Here is a 19,251-nt window from a genome sequence, read left to right on the forward strand (position 1 = left end):
ATCGCCGATGTCTCCTTCGAGGTCGAGGAAGGCGAGCTGCTGGTGGTCATGGGCCTGAGCGGCAGCGGCAAGTCGACCCTGATCCGCTGCCTGAACCGCCTCAACACGCCGACCCGCGGTCATATCTATATCGACGGCGAGGACATCACCCGTTACGACCGCGAAGCGCTGCTCAACCTGCGCCGCAACAAGATCAGCATGGTGTTCCAGCACTTCGCGCTGTTTCCGCACCGCAGCATCGTGGACAACGCCGCCTACGGTCTGGAGATCCAGGGCGTCGAACCGGCGGAGCGCCGCGAGCGCGCCACCGAGGCGCTGCGCCTGGTCGGACTGGAGGGCTGGGAGAACGCCACGCCCGGACAACTCAGCGGCGGCATGCAGCAACGCGTCGGCCTGGCCCGCGCCCTGGCGGTGAACCCCGACATCCTGCTCATGGACGAGGCCTTCAGCGCCCTCGACCCGCTGATCCGGCGCGACATGCAGCACGAGCTGGTGTCGCTTCAGGAGCGCATGAAAAAAACCATCGTGTTCATCACCCACGATCTCGACGAGGCGCTGCAGCTCGGCGACCGCATCGTGCTGATGAAGGACGGGCGCGTGGTGCAGATCGGCACGTCTGAGGACATCCTCAACAATCCGGCCAACGCCTACGTCGAACGTTTCGTGGAAAACGTGGACATGTCGCGCGTGCTCACGGCGCGCTCGGTGCTGGCGCGCGCACGCGTGGTGGCGTTCCCGAACGACGGCCCGCGCACGGTGTTGCACAAGATGAACGAGGAAAACTACACCAGCATCATTGCGGTGAAGCGCGATTACACCCTGCTCGGCACCCTCGACCTGGAAGCGGTTTCCGAAGCCGCCAGGGCCGGGCAAAAGACCATCGACGGCCTCATCCACGAAACGCCCTCGGTCAGTCCCGACGAGCCGCTGATGAACATCATCAACATCCTCGCCGACTGGCCCTACACGCTCCCCGTCACCGACGAGCAGAACAAACTGCTCGGCATCGTCACCCGCACCGGCGTGATGTCCGCACTGTCCGAGAACAACAACAGCACGGAAGAATCGCCCGCTGAAGAAAGGAGTGGCGTCGCATGAATGACATTCCCAAATTTCCGCTTGCGCATCTCATCGACATCGGCCTCGACTGGCTGACCACCCACTTCGCCTTCATCACCAAGGCGCTCAGTCACGCCACGTCGATCGCCATCGACGCCATCGTCCACGGTCTGCTGTATCTGCCGCCATGGCTGCTCATCATCGCCGTGGCACTGCTTGGCTGGCGCGTCGCCGGACGCCGCGTCGGCATCCTCACCGCCGCCGGCCTGCTGTTCCTCTGGAATCTGCGGCTGTGGGAACCGACGATCGAGACCTTCACCCTGGTGCTGATCTCCACGCTGATCGCCGTCGCGATCGGCCTGCCGCTGGGCATCGCCGCCGCACTCAATCGCGGCGTGTACCGGGTGGTCATGCCGATCCTCGATTTCATGCAGACCATGCCGGCGTTCGTCTACCTGATTCCGGCCATTCCATTCTTCGGCCTGGGCGCCGTGTCCGCCAGCGTGGCCACGGTGATCTTCTCGACGCCCCCGGCCATCCGCCTCACCACCCTGGGCATCAATCAGGTACCCGCCGATCTCATCGAAGCCGCCGATGCGTTCGGTTCCACCCGCTGGCAAAAGCTGTTCAAGGTGCAGCTGCCGATGGCCGTTCCCACCATCATGGCCGGCGTCAACCAGACCATCATGCTCGCACTGTCCATGGTGGTTATCGCGGCTATGATCGGCGCCGGCGGCCTCGGCGGCGAGGTCTGGAAGGCGATTCAGCGCCTCGAACCCGGCAAGGGATTCGAGTCCGGCCTCGCCATCGTGATCCTGGCCATGATCCTGGACCGGATCACGCAGCGCATCGGCCGCCGCTCACATTCATCCGCCAACAAATAAACAAGCAGGAGAAGACAATGAATCGAATGACAACCTTATCCCGCTTCGCCCTGGCAGGCCTGTTCGTCGCCCTCGCGGCGCTCGCCGGCTGCTCCAAGTCGGAGAACAACAAGACCAACGGCAAACAGGAAAGCGAAATGGCTGCGCCGCAGGAAGGCTCGCAGTCCAAGAACATCCGACTGGTGTACGTCGAATGGTCCAGCTGCGTCGCGGCAACCGACGTGGTCAAGGCCGTGCTCGAGGATCAGGGCTTTAACGTCACCACCACCTCGGTGAGCGCCGCCGCCATGTACGCCGCCATCGCCGACGGCGACGCCGACGCCATGGTCTGCGCCTGGCTGCCCAGCACGCAGGCGAACTACTACGCCAAGACCAAGGACAAGCTGGTCAACCTCGGCCCGAACATGGTCGGCACCCAGCTCGGCCTGGTCGTACCCGACTACGTGACCATCGACTCCATTCCGCAGCTCAAGGACAACGCGTCCAAGTTCGACGACCGCATCGTCGGCATCGATCCGGGCGCCGGTGAAATGGGCCTGACCCAGAAGGTGATCAAGGACTACGACCTGCCCCTGAAGCTCATCAGCGGCAGCGGCGCCACCATGACCGCCGCCCTCAAGAGCGCGATCGACAACCACCAGTGGATCGTGGTCACCGGCTGGACCCCGCACTGGATGTGGGCGCGCTGGGATCTCAAGTACCTCAAGGATCCGAAAGGCATCTACGGTACTGCCGAGAACATCGACACCCTGGTCCGCGAAGGCCTGAAGAAGGACATGCCCAAGGCATACAAGATCCTCGACGCCTTCAACTGGAAGCCGGCCGACATGCAGAAGGTCATGGCCTGGAACCAGGAGGCCAACGCGAATGCATCCGAAGATGCCCAGCGCTGGGTCAAGGAAAACCCCAAGCTCGTATCCAGCTGGTTGCAGTAACCGGCTGTCGCGAGTTGCCCGGGCCGGCTGCGGCCGGCCCGCTTTCTCCGGCGGCAAGCGCCGCCAGTTCCCATCAGTCACCGTCGATGCGGCGCTTACGCGGCATCCGAACGACTGTGCCCATCGTCCGCGATGGGATCCCAACATCTACAACACTGTACTGAGTAAGGAGTCATACACATGAAAACAAGCAACCGACTCGTGCGATCTATCGCCCTGGGGGTACTGCCCCTGTCGTTCACCCTCGCCGCGCCTTCCGCCTCCGCTGCCGCTGACACCTCGCTGAAGATCGGCGGCGCACTGCGCTACAACTACGTGCTCAAGTATTACGACTATCAGCAGCACGACCGCCTGGGCGACATCGACTTCGACACCTTCCGCTTCAACGTGGACGGTCACTACAACAAGTGGCTGGTCTCCGCCGAATACCGCTTCTACCAGACCTGGAATGCGCTGCACCACGGCTGGATCGGTTATCAGTTAAACCCGCAGACCAAGATGGAGTTCGGCCTGAACAAGGTGCCCTTCGGCCTGATGCCGTTCGCCTCGCATAACTTCTGGTTCAGCGGCACCTATTACATCGGCCTCGAGGATCAGTACGACCTCGGCCTCAAAGGCGTTTACAGCAAAGGCCCCTGGGACTTCGCCGCCGGCTTCTACAAAAACAGCGACTTCGGCGACAACACCGACACCGGCCGTTACTCCATCGACGTCATACAGGGTGCAACCAGCAAGGTGGGCGGCTACGCCGGCTATGATCCGAACAGCAACAACATGGCCACCAACGAACTGGCCACCCGCCTGGCGTACACCTTCGGCAAGGGTTCCGACGCCAGCACCGAGGTCGGCCTTTCCGCCCAGGCCGGCCAGCTGTACAACAGCGACACCCGCAAGAACGGCGACCATTTCGCCGTGGCGGCGCACCTGGACGGGCACTACGGGCGCTGGAACCCGCAGCTCGAGGTCGGGCGCTATCAGTACAACCCCAAGAACCCCGCCGGCGTGCAGAGCGACACCATCAACATGGGCGCCTACAACTACGCCTGGGGCGTGCCGGCCAGCGCCACCTTCGGCATCGTCAACCTGGCGTACAAGCTGCCGGTGAGCTGGGGGCCGCTGAACTCGCTGACCTTCTATTCCGACAACACCGTCATCCAGCCCGACAAGGACAAGTTCAACACCATCTGGCAGAACGTCATCGGCACGATGATCGCTTCCGGTCCGGTGTATACCTACATCGACCTGATCTCCGGCAAGAACATGATCTTCGACGGCGGCAACATGGTGTCGACCACCAGCGAAAAGCGTATGACCCGCCTCAATATCAACGTCGGCTACTACTTCTAAGCAGCCGACTCACCCGGCGCAGGGACGCGCCATCCCCCTCCGCAACCCGTATTCACGGGATGTAATCACGTTGTCATCTGCATCCCTAAAATAGGAAGATTGAATCGCAGTCCGTCCACACCGGCAGCACCGATGCATTTGTGCGACCTCACCATGTTCTATGCCCCGCACAGCGGGGGTGTCAGACGCTACCTCGACGCCAAGCACGACTGGCTTGCGCGCCACACGCTGGTCCGCCATACCCTGCTGACGCCCGGCCCCTATCGTGGCCTGCTGGCGCCGCACCAGCACACGCTGTGCGCGCCGCCGCTGCCGTTTTCCGACGGGTACCGTTTTCCGCTGCGCACCCGCCCCTGGGTGAAATATCTGCTGGAGCTGTCGCCCGACCTGATCGAGGCCGGCGACCCCTACCGGCTCGGCTGGGCGGCGCTCGAGGCCGGCCAGCGTCTCGGCATTCCCACCATCGGCTTCTACCACTCCGACCTGCCGCGCCTGATCGCGGCGCGCTTCGGCAACTGGACGCAGGCGGTCACCCGCCGTTACGTGCGGCATCTGTACCGGCGCTATGACCAGGTACTGACCCCCAGCCAGGTGATGCGCGATCAGCTGCTGGAATTCGGGGTGGACAACGTGCAGGTGCAGCCGCTGGGCGTGGACGCCGAACGTTTTCATCCGCGGCGGCACAGCGAACACCTGCGCCGCGAACTCGGCCTGCCGCGCAAGTCGCGGCTGCTGATCTTCGCCGGCCGCAATGCGCGCGAAAAGCACATCGACCGTCTCGTCGAGGCCTTCCGGCTGCTGGGACCGGACTATCACCTGCTGCTGGTCGGCCCGGAAATGCCCTGTCCGTCCGTATCCAACATCAGCGCCTTCGCGCGCTACGTCGGCGCCGCCGAACTCTCGCGCCTGCTCGCGGGCAGCGACGCCCTGGTCCACGCGGGAGACACGGAGACCTTCGGCCTCATCGTGCTCGAGGCCATGGCCAGCGGTATCCCCGTCGTGGGCGTGAACGCCGGCGCGGTGCCTGAACTGGTCACGCCCGAGACCGGCGTACTGTCGCCCTCATGTGCGGCGCGTGATCTGGCCGATGCGGTCATCGCGCTGTTCGAACAGGATGTCGCCGCCATGGGGCACGCGGCGCGCCAGGCCGTGGAGGCCCACTGGACCTGGGACCGAACGCTCGCCCGGCTGTTCGACATCTACCTGGACCTGCTCGGCCAACCGCCTGCGGGCACGGGAACGGCGCGTGCCGCAGGCTGACCCCGCAGTCTGCGTGGTACTGCACGACGTCGCCCCCGCGACCTGGCCCAACTGCGAACGCCTGCTCGGCCAGATCGACGCACTGGGCGATATCCCGGTCACGCTGCTGGTGGTGCCCGAATATCATTACGGCCAGGCCATCGACGAATCACCGGCCTTCATCCGCGCCGTCGGGCAGCGCATAGACCGTGGCGACGAGACCGTGATGCATGGCCTGTTTCATCTCGACAACGGTACCGGCGGTTCGCACTCGCCTTACGACGAAATCAAACGCCGTTTCTACACCGCGGGCGAAGGCGAGTTTTCGTCGCTGAACGAAACCCTGGCGCACGAACGGCTGACACAGGGCCTGGAGCGCTTCGCACGGCTCGACTGGAACACGTACGGTTTTGTCGCACCCGCCTGGCTGATGAGCGCCGGCACCTGCAAGGCACTGACCCGCTCGCCTTTTCACTACACCTCCACGCGGAAGCGGCTCTACAAACTGCCCGACTGGCAGCCGCTCGCCAGCCCCAGCCTGGTCTGGAGCGTGCGCGCGGCCTGGCGGCTGCGCCTGTCCGCCGTTTACAACCGCTGGCTGCGTCACAGATTGCGCCATGCGCCCCTGCTGCGCCTGGGCCTGCACCCGGTCGATGCCGACCATCCGGAAACGGTGCGTTTCTGGATCGAAACCCTGCAGTCCGCGCTGGAAACCCGCACCCCGATGACCAAGGCGGCCTGGCTGGGGTTGGCCGCATGAAACGCATCAGCCGCCGTCTGTGGCTGGGTCTGGCCGCACTCAGCGTCAGCCTCGCCGTGCCCGTGCTCTGGGGCGGTGTCGGTCCGCTGCTCGCGGGCCTCAGAACCGTTCCACCCGAGCTGATCGCCGCCGCCCTGGCCATGGTCGCGCTCGGCTGGGCGTTCAACGCCGCCCGCCTGCGCCTGCTCACCGCCAATGTCGGCGTGACCATCCCGCGCCGCCGGGCCTACGCGCTGGTCATCAGCACCGAATTCGCCGGCGCCGCCACTCCGGGCGGTGTAGGCGGCGCGCTGACCTATCTTTATCTGCTGCGCCAGCACGGCCTCAACTCCGCGCGCGCCGCCTCGCTGTACGCGGTCGACCACATCATGGACCTGGCGTTCTTCTCCACCGCCTTCCCGCTGGCGCTGATCGTGTTCGCCATGGGCGGACGCCTCGGCGATCCGCTGTGGTTCTCGCTCGCCATCCTCGGTCCGCTGACCGGCGGCGTGCTTACCGTCATCGCACTCATGCGCCACTACCGGCCGCTGATGCGCATCATGGGGCGGGTGTTGCGCTGGCTGCGGGTCAACAAACGGCGCCGACAGCGCATCGCGCGCTGGATCATCCAGTTCCGCCACGCCGTCGGCCTGCTGTTCGCCATGCCGCGCCATCGGCTGGCGCTGCTGTACCTGTACTGCGCCGGACACTGGCTGCTGCGCTACAGCGTCCTGCCGCTGGTGCTGTTCGGGCTGGGGCAGACCGTGCCGTGGTCGTACCTGTTCCTGGTGCAGGGTGCCCTGCTGTTCGCCGGGCAACTGAGCATGCTGCCCGGCGGCGCGGGCGGCGTGGAACTCGGTTTCGCCGCCCTGCTCGCGGCCTGGCTGGACCCCGGCACCCTGGCACTGGGCCTGCTGCTGTGGCGGTTCGTGACGTTCTACTGGTACCTGCTGCTCGGCGCACCGGTGTTCACCATCACCACCGGACGCGCGACGCGCAGGCTGCTGGAAGGGGACGGACACGGGCTCGGCTGAGCTCATCGGAAAACTTCAAAACAGACCACGGCAGTATTTTTGCTACTGCACGTTCTTTTCAGTCAACCGGCTTCCTTTGCCATCTCCATGATCTTGCAGACCGTCCGCCAGTTTCGCGCCGTCAGAGTGACGCCCAGCGCGCCTTCGACACTTGCCGCCAACTTGGATCTACCCGCGCCTTCCGGTGCATGTAGATAGAAAAGTTTTCCACTGAGGCAGAACTCCTCGCTCTTGCGGCTGACGGCTTTCAGTTTTTCCAGGTCGGGATTTTTCGGTGCAGATGCCAGGAAATACACATGCAGGGATTTGGGATCGGATTCGGCCTCGGGGTAAGGGTTGCCGGAAATCGACTTTCCCAGCGCCTTCGCATCGAGGATCAATACGTAAGGCTCAAAGCCATATTCGGCATCGATCCTGCCGCCGATTCGTTTCGATATGCTGGCTGCAGTCTCACTCCCGCCCTGGAACACCACATTGCCGCTCTGGCCATATGCCTTGACCTGCCTGAATCCCATGTCCTGAAGCATCGCCACAAGGTTCTTCATCGGCAGGAGATGATGTCCACCGATGTTGATGCCTCGAAACAGGGCGATGTAGGTCTTCACACTCAGGCCGGCCGCAACAAAGGTTCAGGCGCTCTAGTCTTCCGGCCCAATCCAGAACAGCGGGTTGTAGGCCACTTCCCACAAATGACCGTCCAGATCCTTGAAGTAACCGCTGTAGCCGCCCCAGTAAACCTTTTGCGGTTTTTTCGCCACGATGGCGCCGGCCCTGGCTGCCACGTGGATAACCTCGTCCACCTCTTCTTCCGAATGCACGTTGTAGGCCAGCGCAAATCCTTCGAATCCGCTGCCTTTCGAGGAAACGGTTGCGTCCTCGGCCAACGCCTCTCTGCCGTATAAACCGAGCCAAGTGCCGTTGAGGGTAAAGAATGCCACCTCCGGCGGCGATTCCATGCGGGGAAAACCGAGGCCTTCTTCGTAGAATTTCACGGCTGCCTCGATGTCGTTCACCCCAAGCGTGATCATGCTGATGCGTGGTTTCATGACGAACTCCTCCTCACCGCCTCGTGACCGCACGTCAAATGCTATTGAATGCAGCGTGATAATTCACTACCCGGCACAGCGCGTGCGCCGAACCGGTTGTCGCTATCCGGTCAGCCGGGTTGTTTGGCTTTGAAAACCGCCGTGGTGATCAGTTCAATGAGGAATCCGTAGGCCATACCCAGAACCAGCGTCCAGACGAACATGCCCGCCTTGCTGAAATCCGGATTGTCCGGCGCCATCAGCCCGCTGAACGCCAACGGCACACTGAAGAGAAGTCCCATGACAATTCCGTGAATCGACCAATGCCCGATCCTGACAGCACTGATGCCGATAGCCAGGCCGATGAGCGTGCGGCTGCTGACAATCTGCACACCGGCCGCCCACGGAAGCGATGTGGACCCGCTCGCGGCGAGGCCGAGACAGACGAAGCCGAATAGCAGACCCGACAAGGTAGCGATGATTAAACGTTTTTGGTTAGGCATGATCCCCTCCTGTCTGTCAGCCGCCCACTCCATATAATGACTATGAAGGGCGGACCTGACGTGAGCTGAATGGGCCATGTCATATAGAGCAAGACCGGACAAGATGCCACCTTAACCCTGGCTTATATCCTGGTCTGTATTCCTCCGGCTCGCCCTGCTTGACCCGTCTACCACTTCACACCGCATGCTCGCGGGCTTTCGCCAACCCCGGAGCACACCCATGCCACACGACGACGAAACCTATCTCGCCCGCTTCCAGGCCCGCGACCTGGGGCCCGAGTACTTCGATCATAAGGGCCACCTGTACATGGCCTGGTTACACCTGAACCATTACGATCTCGAAGAAGCCAATACCCGGGTTTGCGAGGGTATCCACGACCTGGCCGACAAGTTCGGCGCCCCGGAGAAATTCAACCACACCCTCAGCGAGGCGTTGATGCGCATCATGGCCAAGCGCATACACGGCGATATGAGCCATAATTTCGAAGCGTTCCTGGCGGCCAACCCGGATCTCGTCACCGACGCACGCGGCGTGCTCGCACGTCACTTCAGCGAGGAACGCCTGACCTCACCCGAGGCGCGTGCCGCCTGGGTCGAACCGGATCGCGAACCCATAGACTGACGATAAGCCATGCAGCCGCAAACTATCACCGCCTTCGCCAAACGCTTTGGCCTGTCCCGTGCGACTTTGCTCTATTACGACCGCATCGGGCTGCTCAAGCCCAGCGGGGTCAATCCGGCGGGATACCGGCTGTATGGCAAGGCCGAAGCGGACCGCATGGCGCGGATCAACACCTTCCGCAAGGCGGGCCTGCCCCTCAAGGCCATCCAGGCGATTCTGGATGAAACCGGTGACGATACCCTGGAGACGGCGCTGGAGCATCAGCTCGGCGTCCTCAACGAGGAGATCGACCGTCTGCGGGCTCGGCAGCGATTGGTCGTCCAGCTCCTGGGCCGTGGCGCGCAACAGCCCCGCTATCGCAATGTCGACGTGGCGCAATGGGTCGCCATGCTGGAGGAAGCGGGTGTGGATGAGGCAGGCCGAGTGCGTTGGCACCAGGCCTTCGAACGCGATGAGCCGGAGGCGCATCAGGCGTTTCTGGAATCTCTGGGGCTCGACAAGGATGAGATTGCGGATATACGGCGTAGATCGCGCACTGATGTTTAACTCACGGTTTTGCAGCACACCGCGCAAAACGCCTCGACCTGAGACTCAAAAACCCGCAGCTCTTTATAGGCCGGGCGATAGCGCAAAACCGGCCTGACTTTTAACGAGTTTTGGCGGCATACATGCTTGCATCGGCATGGCGAATCAACTGATCCCTGTCGGTAGCGTGCTCCGGATAGGCAGCCGCACCGATACTGGCCGAAACGGTCAGAATCACGCCTTCATTCTCAAACGGCGCACCGATCGCATCACGCACCTTGTTCACGACCGCCTCGACACACGACATACCGCGAACATTGGTCAATAGCACCGTAAATTCATCGCCGCCCATCCGTCCGACCGTATCGGATTCACGCACGCACCGCGCAAGACGCCGGGACACTTCGCGCAACAATAAATCGCCAACCTCGTGACCGTATGTATCGTTGACCTGCTTGAACTCATCCAGATCGATATACAGCAGGCCGACCTGCTCACTATCGCGCTCGGCCCGCCTGAGCGCCATATCCAGCCGATCCTGGAAAAGCGCCCGATTGGGAAGGCCGGTCAACGCATCGTGAAGCGCCAGATGTTGCAGCCGGGTTTCCTTCTGCTTGCGTTCTATGGCGGTGGCGACCTGGGTCGAAACGAACTGCAGCAGCTCCTTATGCGCTTCGGTGTAACACAAATCTCCGGCATCCTTCGACTGCACGACCAGGGCACCCATGACCTGCTCCTGGGAAATCAGCGGTGTACCCAACCAGTTTGCACAACCCATATTCGCCGCCGAGGCCATATCAAAGGCCTCTCCCGGGCCGCCAACGACCGCCAACAGGCTCCGGCCTGTTTGGATCACCTCCGCAATAGGCGTGTCCACATCCAATTCCTGCGTGGGGATCCGATGTGCCACCTCCTCGGCAGAGTACGGAAACGACAGCGCGTCGTTCGACTTATCGTAGAGCGCAACGAGGAAATTGTCCGACGGCAGCAGTTCGCCGACGATGCCGTGGATATGCCGGTAAAGCTCGGGCAGCCCTTCGGCGGAATGCGCGGCCTCGGAAATCCGGTAAAGCGCATCCTGCATATGGGCGGCGTGCTTGAGCACCGTGACGTCGCGTGCCACGGCCAGCCGGATACCGTCGGATTCCGACCAGCGGGCCGACCACATGACATGCACCACGCTGCCATCCTTGCGTACGTAGCGATTCTCGAAATTGGTCTGCAGATATCCGCCCATAATCCTCTCGGCGGCCTGCAGGGTCCGCTCACGGTCTTCCGGATGCACCAGCTCGATCATGTTCCTGCCGATCAGCTCTTCCTGGGTGTATCCGAACAGACGCTCACAGGCCGCGCTGACGAAGACAAAGCATCCCTCGGGGTCGACTACGCAGACCGTATCGACCAGCAGGTCCATGACCTTATTGAGGAAGGCCTGGGAATCCGTGGTCATAAGCGATGAGGATAGGAAACATTATTGCCATTTCCATACAAAAAGAGTGAAAAGGTGGTCTGCCTCCCTACTGTCCGGCTCTTTGTCAGGCGGATGCCATGATCAAAAAATGCCCAGCCGCCCATCCCTGAGCCTGGTTCAACAACATTATATGACTACATTCGGCGGCCGGTTGGCCGGTTTTCGCCCGGGACGGGCAACCGCAGTAAGAAAGCCCATGCAATTGCAGAACCGGCCAGGCTGACAGGCCCATGGAGTCACCCGGCTGCTTCAGGCAATGACCGGGTCTTTATGCCCTTTATCAAGAGCCACAAACAGAAGGAAAGTTCAGCCAGCAACGGAATGACATAGGCGGGCTCGACGAGCGATACATAATCCGGCACCAGGAACCGGGTAAAGCTGCCCACCAGATAAACCACGGCCGCCGCCTGCAGCCCGTATCCCAATATGCTCGGGAAGTAATCCGACCTGATGATCAGGTAGCCCAGAATCAGGTTGGACAGCGCGAAGAACAACAGGCCCAGGTCATAGCCATAGCTATGCAGGTCAAGATAAAACAGCGCGAGTGCATGCAGCTGTCCGGTTTCGAAGGCATTCATGTAGCCCGCCTCACTTAGCAGCAGCATGGGCGCGTAATAATTGAGCAGGTTAAAGCCGAGGATGGCGGCCTGCATCAGCCTGAATGCCGCCGCCATGAGGGATAGGGTTTTACTGACCGGCTTGAGCAGCTGATAAAACAGTATCGCAATCGCGACGTCGCTCAACAGCATGATGGCGTCTAACGCGAAACCGGTGCGGAACAAACCCTTGGATGCCAGTATGTTGGTGGCCGTTGCTGCCGCGTCTCCAGTCACAATCAAGCCGGAACGGATGAATACCTCGCTGGAGATGCCGAAAACGATAATAGTTAGATACAAGACTCCGGAGAATCTCGCATAAATTAATGACTGCATTTCAACACTAGAAGGTTTCATTACGATTGATGATTGGTGCACAGCCCTAACCCTAGATTCATTATTAGACAAATGACCCGCTCACGGCATTACTTTCAGCGTCTTCTGTAAAGATAACCATCATATTCATCACCATTAATCAGAATCTTTATGTCACTAGAATTAATATTTTTTAATATAAGGACTTCCGGCATAAACGCGTACGAATAACCATATCCAGAGCAAACAAAAATAAGGCCGTCCATTAGCGGTATGCGTCTACCGAAATCACAGCCGTCAAAATCACCATCAACTTGTGTTTTCTCTATCACGGCATAACCATCACGAGCCAGATCCTCAAGATCACTACCAATAGCAACAGAAGAAACAGCCAATAAGATAAACGCCAAACTAAACCGTATAAGTCCGCGAGTGCTGCCATTTAATATGCAACTTGCGCGAAGAAAAATCCTATAACGCAGAGAGAAAGAATCATCTATTTGAAATTCATTTATCAAATCTGATATATCCACGTATACAGCTCAGGAGCCATAGTACTCATTGTTATACCTACTGTTAGCCACACCAACCCCACTAGAGAAGTTATCAAATCACTTGTATATAAGGACTCTATATCAGAGCGAATATCCTCCTCCATCTTATTGGTTCGCTCCGCCATAACTCCCTTATATTGTTCATGACTGTCTTTTAACTCATCTATTAATTTTGCTTGCTCGCGCTGTTCGATTCTAATTATTTCTAGATTTCTATTTATTACATCGACTCTTTTTGCAATTGGCATATTTTTGTCATCTGGATGCCAAACTTCTGCTCTCGCTGTCATTCCCAACGACATCATATGTGCAACGCTCGGGCTTACGACAATACTCCTTTTGTATTTTGGGAACCTCTTAATCCAGGCAAAAAGGAGCTTACTCAACATGGGTTTCCCAAAATGCACCCTAATATTAAGCAGTCCTCGCGCAGCGAAAATCATGCCTATAATTTGAAGCCCCCAGCCTGCTGATCTAATAGAAAACTCGCTATGCCACCGCCCCATACCTAAACTCACTGACGCTGTAATAACAAGAATGCACATAAATACCAATTTCGCTTCAACCAACCAGCGCCAGATTTCTACAAGCCATTGCCATAACCGAAAAATATTCAATACAAACCTCAACCAACGTTCAAACTAGCAGCATCGTTCAAGATCTCAGGCATATGTTTAACTGGTAGCGAAAAATGCCCTTCCTTAGGCACAAAATGCATCTCACACTCAGGTAGGTGTTCCGCCAGATAATGCGCCATAACGGGCGGTACGGTGTGATCGGCCTCTCCCTGCCACAAACTCACGGGCAGCATGATGTCATCAAGCCTGAAGCCCCAGTCACGTCCATATAGGCCAATATCGGTCAGTGCGCCAGCCACGCCCTGGCGGGCGCCTTCGCGCAACGCCCTGGCGAAGCCGGCTCGCACTAGAGGATCGCGCAGCACGGCCCGGTCTTCCGGGCTGGCGGCGGCCATCATGCGTTCCACGAAGCTGACCGGCGAACGGCGCAACCACACACCGAGCGGTGCGAGCGCGAGGCGCGCAATATGCGGGTGCCTTCCGGCGAATTCGAACAGGCGCGTGCCCGGACCGGATTCGAGCTCGTCCAGCGACGCGGGCGGGCCGAGGGCGCAAATCAGGGTGAGGCCGTCGACCCGGCCCGCCAGCTCCCTGGCGCAGGCCAACGCATAGGGCCCACCGCCGGAGATACCGAGCAGGTGAAAGCGTGGGATACGTAAGACATCGGCCAGTGCGGCGACGTCCTGCGGCCAGTCGAGCAGCGTGCGGTCGGGTTTGGGATCGGACCGGCCGTAACCGGGCCGGTCTATGGAGATAAGACGCAGGCCGAGCTTTTGCGCCACATCGTCGGCGAATGCGGCCTCGAAACGCGAGGCCAGCAGGCCGTGGTTGTAGATGACCGGCTTGCCATTCGGGTCGCCGTACTCGCCGTAAGCGAGACGGCGCCCGTCCGAAAGGGAGATCAATGAAGATTTCTCTGTCACTCAGGCACATCCCTTGCTCTACGGTGATAGGGATCGCTTTCAACCGCCCTCGATGCGGCGTACGAATTCTTCCAATAACGCACGATACAGATTATCGCCGAGCACGGCATCCTCGACGCCGGATTCGATGCTGGGGTTGTCGTTGATCTCAATGACCACGACGCGATCGCCGATCTGCTTGAGGTCCACGCCGTACAGACCGTTGCCGACCAGCTTGGCAGCGCGCAGCGCGGTCTTCACCACCTTGGGCGGCGCGTCCTCCACGCTCAGGGTTTTCCAGCCACCCTGCTTGGGCCGGCCCGAACCGCTGTGATCGACGATCTGCCAGTGCTTTTTGGACATGAAGTACTGGCAGACGTACAGCGGCTGGTTGTTGAGGATACCCACCCGCCAGTCGAACTCGGTGTAGAGAAATTCCTGTGCCAGGATGAGGTCGGACTCCTTGAGCAGGCCGGCGGCCAGGCGCTTGAGCTCGGCGGCGTCGTTGGCCTTGACCACGCCGCGCGAGAACGAGCCGTCCGGAATCTTCAGCACCATGGGAAAATCGAGCTTGGCTTCCAGCTCGGACAGGTTGTCGCGGCTGACGATGACGGTGCGCGGATGCGGCACGCGGTGGCCGTGCAGCAGCTCGGCCAGATACACCTTGTTGGTGCAGCGCAGGATGGAGTCGGGATCGTCGATCACCACCATGCCTTCGCTTTCCGCCTTCTTGGCGAACTGGTAGGTGTAGTGGTCGATGTTGGTGGTCTCGCGGATGAACAGCGCGTCGTATTCCGCCACGCGCGAATAGTCCTTGCGCGTGATGAGGTCCACGTCGATGCCCATGGTCTTGCCGACCCGCACCAGGTTGTTGAGCGCGCGCTTGTCGGAAGTGGGCAGCTCTTCGTCCGGGTTGTGCAGCACCGCCAGATCGTAGCGGTAGCGGGTGCGCGAACGCGGCTTGCGCCAGCGCTTGGTGAGGAACACTTCCAGCGCGGCCGCGAACGATGCCTGATGCTCGGCAGTCAGACTGTGCAGCGGCACGGACTGGATACTGCTGATGCGCCAGTCGCCCTGGTTGCGCAGCTCGACGCGCAGTACGGGGCAGGGGAAGGCCTCGAAGATCTGCCGCGCGAGGTCCTGCCATTCCGGCGCCTGCACCTGGCCGAAGTAGATCATGATGGTCAGGCCGCTGACGGTGACATCGTGTTTTGCCTTGCCCGCGGCCTTGCGCGCCATACGCTCCAGGTCGCTGGTGTCCAGGGTGTAGATCGACTTGCGGCTCAGGTCCTGGATGGTGCGCACGCTGGGGATGACGCGCTGATCGCGCGCCTCGGCGAGCAGCGAGCAGTAGTAACCCAGGCTCAGGTAGCGATAGCCGCGCGCCAGGTTGATGAGCAGGCCGCCGTTCTCGGCCTGTTCGCGCGCGGCGCTGCCCAGGTACTCGCGGGCGGTAATGACGTTCAGTTGGGGATATTCGGGCTTCCAGTCGGCAAGCTGTTCGACGACGACCAAAGGCTCAGGCATTGCCGGCATTCCTCCTGGTCAGCAGCAAAACGGCCTTGAGCCCTGCGCGTCCGTATCGCGTCATGTGTTCGAACTCCTTTTGCAGAATCGGCATGTTGATGGAATCGAGCGGCGTTTCGCCCTTTTCGTAATCGATGAACGGGTCGTGCACGTAAATGAAACGCTCGTCGAAACCGTTCACCACCACCCAGTGAGGAAATTTCTCACCGTAAATGCGATACGAGCTGATCAGCACCACCGGGATCGCTCCTGCCTCGAAGCGCTCCTTGAGCTCGCCGATGTTGAGCGGGGAGAGATGCAGCGGAATGTCGTGGGCGCGCATCTCGGCGATCTGGTCCTCCTGCACCAGGCGGATCACCTCTTTCTTGACCGGGCTGCGCACCGAGTCGACGAAAAAGTCCGCCTCCTGGTTAACGAACACCTCGACGTCGAAGCCGCGATGCCAGGCGGACAACGCCAGCCCGAAGGGACCGCAGCCACCATGGCCGGAGGTCATGAAGATGGTGGTCGCCTCGCGCCACAGACGCAGTTCCAGGGTGCGGCTCAGTTCCAGGTCGGGGTCCAGCGCCTTCATGGCCATCATCAGCGAGGCGGGGCCGCAGGTAAAATCCAGCGTCTGCTCGTAAAACGGCACCAGCGCCTGGGCAGGCTTGAGATGCGGCGCCAGCGATTTCTCTAAGCGCAGCGCCTCCATGTGGTCTTCGTAGTAATCGTCCACCGAAGCGAACTGGCGGTAGCCGAGACGCTGGAACATGGCCAGGGAAGCCGCGTTGTCGCGCCTGACTTCCAGACGCATGCTGATGCTGCCGTGTTCGATGGCGCGCGATTCCACCGCCTCGACCAGGGCCGGCCCGATACCGCGTCCGCGCATGTCGGCCGACACGGCGATGGAGTAGATGCGCGCCATCGAGGTACCGCGGCTGAACAGCACCAGCACGTAGCCCGCGAGCACTCCCTCCGTCTCGCAGACCAGAACGTCGGCGTGGGCGCGGGTGATCATGTAACGGAACTGGCGTCGCGTCAGGCGATCGGTTTCGAAGCTGGCGTTTTCCAGCTCCACCAAAGCGTCGATATCGTCCGCTGTGGCTTCGCGGATCGCCAGCGCCGGTGCGGTGCGGGTGGCGGTTCGGCTCGGATGGTTCATACACGTCTTCCAGGCGCAGGCGCGCCGTACTATGCTGAGCATATACCTTCCCGAATACGACTCCTATGCCCCGCCTTCCCGCACTGGACCAGATGCTCAGCGGGCTGATCGCCACGCCCTCGATCAGCAGCGTCACCCCCGAATTCGACATGGGCAACCGCGAGGTGGTCGACCTGCTCGCCGCCTGGCTGGAGGACGCCGGGTTCAGCGTGGAGGTGCTGCCGCTGGAGCGCTTCCCCAACAAGGCGAACCTGATCGCCACCCTGGGCGACGGCGAGGACGGGCTGATCCTGTCCGGCCACACCGACACGGTGCCCTACGACGAGGGACGCTGGCAGCACGACCCCTTCGCCGTCACCGAGGATGGCGGCCGCCTGTATGGCCTGGGCACCGCCGACATGAAAAGCTTTCTGGCCCTGGCCATCGAGGCCGCGCGCGACTTCGACGCCGCCACCCTCAAGCGCCCGCTGATCATCGTGGGCACGGCGGACGAGGAAAGCAGCATGGACGGCGCGCGCATGCTCGCCCGGCTGGGCCGCCCGCGCGCCCGGTACTGCATCATCGGCGAGCCCACCGGGCTGCAGCCGGTGAACCGGCACAAGGGCATCATCATGGAAGCGGTGCGCATACTCGGGCGCAGCGGCCATTCCAGCGATCCCGCGCAGGGCGCCAACGCACTGGAAGGCATGCACAAGGTCATGGGTGAAATCCTGGCCTGGCAGGCGGACCTGAAGGCGCAACGCAATCCCGCCTTCGCCGTGCCCTACCCCACCCTCAACCTCGGGCACATCCACGGCGGCGACAACCCCAACCGCATCTGCCCGGAATGCGAACTGCACTTCGACCTGCGCCCGCTGCCGGGCATGCATATCGACGAGCTGCGCGAGGAACTGCGCCAGCGCGTGGCAAAGGCCCTCGCGGACAGCGACCTGCGCTTCGAAACCCATTCGCTGTTTTCCGGCATCGAGGCCTTCGAGACCACGGAAGAATCACCGCTGGTGGATCTGACCGAAACCCTGAGCGGGCGCAGCTCGCTGTCGGTCGCCTTCGCCACCGAGGCGCCGTTCTACCAGCAGCTCGGAATCGAAACCCTGGTGATGGGCCCCGGACGCATCGACCAGGCCCACCAGCCGGACGAGTTCATCGAACGCGCCGCACTGGCCGAAGCGACCGACCTGCTGCGGCGCCTGATCCGCAAGGTCTGCGTGGAGAACTGAAGCGGGCAGCGGGAATAAAAAAAGGCTGGCGGAAATCCGCCAGCCTTTGGAGCACAGCCGATAGACTGTTCGGGACTTACTTCATGCCAAGCTTGGCGCGGGTCGCCTTGTCGGCGTGACCGGTGACCTTCAGGCCGTTCTTTTTCTGGTAGGCCTTGAGCGCGGCGCGGGTATTTTTGCCCCACATGCCGTCGGCCTTCAGCTTGGCACCGTGAGCATTCAAGGCCTCCTGCAACGCCTTGACCTCTGCGGACATCCTGGTTTTTTTCTTTGCATCCTTGTGCTCTTTTTTCTGTTCCTTCTTCATTTCCGGCTTGGCCGGCGCAGATTGGGAAGTAGCGGCAGGAGCCTTGGCAGCCTCATCAGCGAAAACGGCCGGGCCAGCCAGGATAGACGCAAGTGTAAGCCCAACAATGACTACCTTTTTCATGTAATCGACTCTCCAAAAAGGGCCATGGGAATCATGGCCGCGCGCAGAATATACGCCCGGAAAGTCACCAGGAAAATATAAATTTTTTGCCCTCAGCTGGAGGCCGTAAATTCGCTGAAAGCCGCTGCTGGCGGGGCTTTCACGGCCTCCGTCGCCCCCACCCCGAGCTCATCCCGGCGCCATAACCACAGCACGACCAGGAGCGCAATGAAATACATCATCGCGCCTGGAATCCACAGGATAAGACCGGCCAGTTGCTGGTCGGTCAGAGCGCTCAATCCCCACCACCGCCCCACCTGATCGTAGGCGGTGTAGAGGTCGGCATGGATGAAAGTAAGGTAGGCGCCGAGCAGGCTGTTGGGCACCACGGTAATGCCCAGCACCAGCAGGCGCAGGCCGAAGGAAACGCGTCCCGGACGCCGGCGCGGATCGAGGATCATCCACCAGAACCACACGCCGGTGACGAGCATGGTGACGTGTGCGAAATCGTCCCAGCTGTCGTGCAGCACGGTGAGATCGAAATAGCGCGGGATGTGCCAGAAGTACAGCACGCCGAGAAACAGCAGCGACGCACCGGCCGGGTGAATCACCACGGCGTATATTCC

At 61.0% G+C, this 19,251-nt stretch carries 22 protein-coding genes; 10 read left to right on the plus strand and 12 right to left on the minus strand.

The features are described from left to right. From P8Y64_08245 to P8Y64_08275, 7 genes are all read left to right on the plus strand, one after another. On the plus strand, positions 1-1,098 hold a 1,098-nt coding region (locus P8Y64_08245), incomplete at its 5' end, for a glycine betaine/L-proline ABC transporter ATP-binding protein (protein MEJ2060462.1). Further along, positions 1,095-1,943 carry a proline/glycine betaine ABC transporter permease gene (locus P8Y64_08250; protein MEJ2060463.1) on the plus strand — a complete coding sequence of 283 codons (849 nt, stop codon included), beginning with the start codon at positions 1,095-1,097 and terminating at the stop codon, positions 1,941-1,943. The genes P8Y64_08245 and P8Y64_08250, both read left to right, overlap by 4 nt. Positions 1,944-1,960: 17 nt before the next feature. Beyond that, complete coding sequence (locus tag P8Y64_08255; GenBank protein ID MEJ2060464.1) at positions 1,961-2,878, plus strand: glycine betaine ABC transporter substrate-binding protein; 918 nt, start codon at positions 1,961-1,963, stop codon at positions 2,876-2,878. Between the two features lie 180 nt (positions 2,879-3,058). After that, the gene (locus tag P8Y64_08260) at positions 3,059-4,225 is read left to right on the plus strand and encodes a hypothetical protein (GenBank protein MEJ2060465.1); all 1,167 of its coding nucleotides are present in this window, start codon (positions 3,059-3,061) and stop codon (positions 4,223-4,225) included. A 132-nt stretch (positions 4,226-4,357) separates the two neighbouring features. After that, positions 4,358-5,485, plus strand: coding sequence for a glycosyltransferase family 1 protein (locus tag P8Y64_08265; GenBank protein ID MEJ2060466.1), 1,128 nt, complete (start codon positions 4,358-4,360; stop codon positions 5,483-5,485). Then, a complete protein-coding gene (locus tag P8Y64_08270; GenBank protein MEJ2060467.1) occupies positions 5,472-6,224 on the plus strand; it encodes a polysaccharide deacetylase family protein in 753 nt (250 codons plus the stop codon). The genes P8Y64_08265 and P8Y64_08270 overlap by 14 nt, the downstream gene beginning before the upstream one ends. Beyond that, positions 6,221-7,237, plus strand: a complete 1,017-nt coding sequence (locus tag P8Y64_08275; protein MEJ2060468.1) for a lysylphosphatidylglycerol synthase transmembrane domain-containing protein — start codon at positions 6,221-6,223, stop codon at positions 7,235-7,237. Before P8Y64_08270 ends, P8Y64_08275 begins: the two co-directional genes overlap by 4 nt. A gap of 62 nt (positions 7,238-7,299) precedes the next feature. Here P8Y64_08275 and P8Y64_08280 read toward each other — a convergent pair whose 3' ends face one another. From P8Y64_08280 to P8Y64_08290, 3 genes are all read right to left on the minus strand, one after another. Next, complete coding sequence (locus P8Y64_08280) at positions 7,300-7,842, minus strand: DUF1697 domain-containing protein (GenBank protein MEJ2060469.1); 543 nt, start codon at positions 7,840-7,842, stop codon at positions 7,300-7,302. Between the two features lie 33 nt (positions 7,843-7,875). Next, positions 7,876-8,283 (minus strand): VOC family protein, encoded by a 408-nt coding sequence (locus tag P8Y64_08285; GenBank protein MEJ2060470.1) that lies wholly within the window; start codon positions 8,281-8,283, stop codon positions 7,876-7,878. Between the two features lie 110 nt (positions 8,284-8,393). Then, entirely contained in the window at positions 8,394-8,765 is a 372-nt protein-coding gene (locus P8Y64_08290; GenBank protein ID MEJ2060471.1) for a hypothetical protein, read from the minus strand. A 220-nt stretch (positions 8,766-8,985) separates the two neighbouring features. Here P8Y64_08290 and P8Y64_08295 point away from each other — a divergent pair, with 220 nt between their 5' ends. Continuing rightward, positions 8,986-9,387, plus strand: coding sequence for a hypothetical protein (locus P8Y64_08295; GenBank protein MEJ2060472.1), 402 nt, complete (start codon positions 8,986-8,988; stop codon positions 9,385-9,387). A gap of 9 nt (positions 9,388-9,396) precedes the next feature. Then, entirely contained in the window at positions 9,397-9,933 is a 537-nt protein-coding gene (locus P8Y64_08300; GenBank protein ID MEJ2060473.1) for a MerR family transcriptional regulator, read from the plus strand. Between the two features lie 100 nt (positions 9,934-10,033). Here P8Y64_08300 and P8Y64_08305 read toward each other — a convergent pair whose 3' ends face one another. The 7 genes from P8Y64_08305 to P8Y64_08335 form a co-directional block, all read right to left on the minus strand. Continuing rightward, complete coding sequence (locus tag P8Y64_08305; protein ID MEJ2060474.1) at positions 10,034-11,362, minus strand: diguanylate cyclase; 1,329 nt, start codon at positions 11,360-11,362, stop codon at positions 10,034-10,036. 257 nt (positions 11,363-11,619) lie between these two features. Beyond that, on the minus strand, positions 11,620-12,336 hold the full coding sequence (locus tag P8Y64_08310; protein MEJ2060475.1) for a DUF4386 domain-containing protein: 717 nt from the start codon (positions 12,334-12,336) through the stop codon (positions 11,620-11,622). 74 nt (positions 12,337-12,410) lie between these two features. Beyond that, positions 12,411-12,827, minus strand: coding sequence for a hypothetical protein (locus tag P8Y64_08315; protein MEJ2060476.1), 417 nt, complete (start codon positions 12,825-12,827; stop codon positions 12,411-12,413). Then, a complete protein-coding gene (locus P8Y64_08320) occupies positions 12,809-13,465 on the minus strand; it encodes a hypothetical protein (GenBank protein MEJ2060477.1) in 657 nt (218 codons plus the stop codon). Before P8Y64_08320 ends, P8Y64_08315 begins: the two co-directional genes overlap by 19 nt. An 8-nt stretch (positions 13,466-13,473) precedes the next feature. Then, positions 13,474-14,349 carry an alpha/beta hydrolase gene (locus P8Y64_08325; GenBank protein ID MEJ2060478.1) on the minus strand — a complete coding sequence of 292 codons (876 nt, stop codon included), beginning with the start codon at positions 14,347-14,349 and terminating at the stop codon, positions 13,474-13,476. A gap of 39 nt (positions 14,350-14,388) precedes the next feature. Next, positions 14,389-15,855: a RimK family protein gene (locus P8Y64_08330; GenBank protein MEJ2060479.1), complete on the minus strand. Its 1,467-nt coding sequence runs from the start codon at positions 15,853-15,855 to the stop codon at positions 14,389-14,391. Continuing rightward, positions 15,848-16,999 carry a GNAT family N-acetyltransferase/peptidase C39 family protein gene (locus P8Y64_08335; protein ID MEJ2060480.1) on the minus strand — a complete coding sequence of 384 codons (1,152 nt, stop codon included), beginning with the start codon at positions 16,997-16,999 and terminating at the stop codon, positions 15,848-15,850. Before P8Y64_08335 ends, P8Y64_08330 begins: the two co-directional genes overlap by 8 nt. 65 nt (positions 17,000-17,064) lie before the next feature. Between P8Y64_08335 and argE the strand changes: the two genes are divergently transcribed. After that, entirely contained in the window at positions 17,065-18,216 is a 1,152-nt protein-coding gene (gene argE, locus P8Y64_08340; GenBank protein ID MEJ2060481.1) for an acetylornithine deacetylase, read from the plus strand. Between the two features lie 76 nt (positions 18,217-18,292). Here the strand turns inward: argE and P8Y64_08345 are convergent, their stop codons facing one another. Beyond that, positions 18,293-18,646 (minus strand): peptidoglycan-binding domain-containing protein, encoded by a 354-nt coding sequence (locus tag P8Y64_08345; protein MEJ2060482.1) that lies wholly within the window; start codon positions 18,644-18,646, stop codon positions 18,293-18,295. Between the two features lie 92 nt (positions 18,647-18,738). Further along, on the minus strand, positions 18,739-19,251 hold a 513-nt coding region (locus P8Y64_08350), incomplete at its 5' end, for a cytochrome c oxidase assembly protein (protein ID MEJ2060483.1).

The organism is Gammaproteobacteria bacterium, assembly GCA_037388465.1.
In the GTDB taxonomy this organism is placed as follows: Bacteria; Pseudomonadota; Gammaproteobacteria; order SpSt-1174; family SpSt-1174; genus JARRKE01.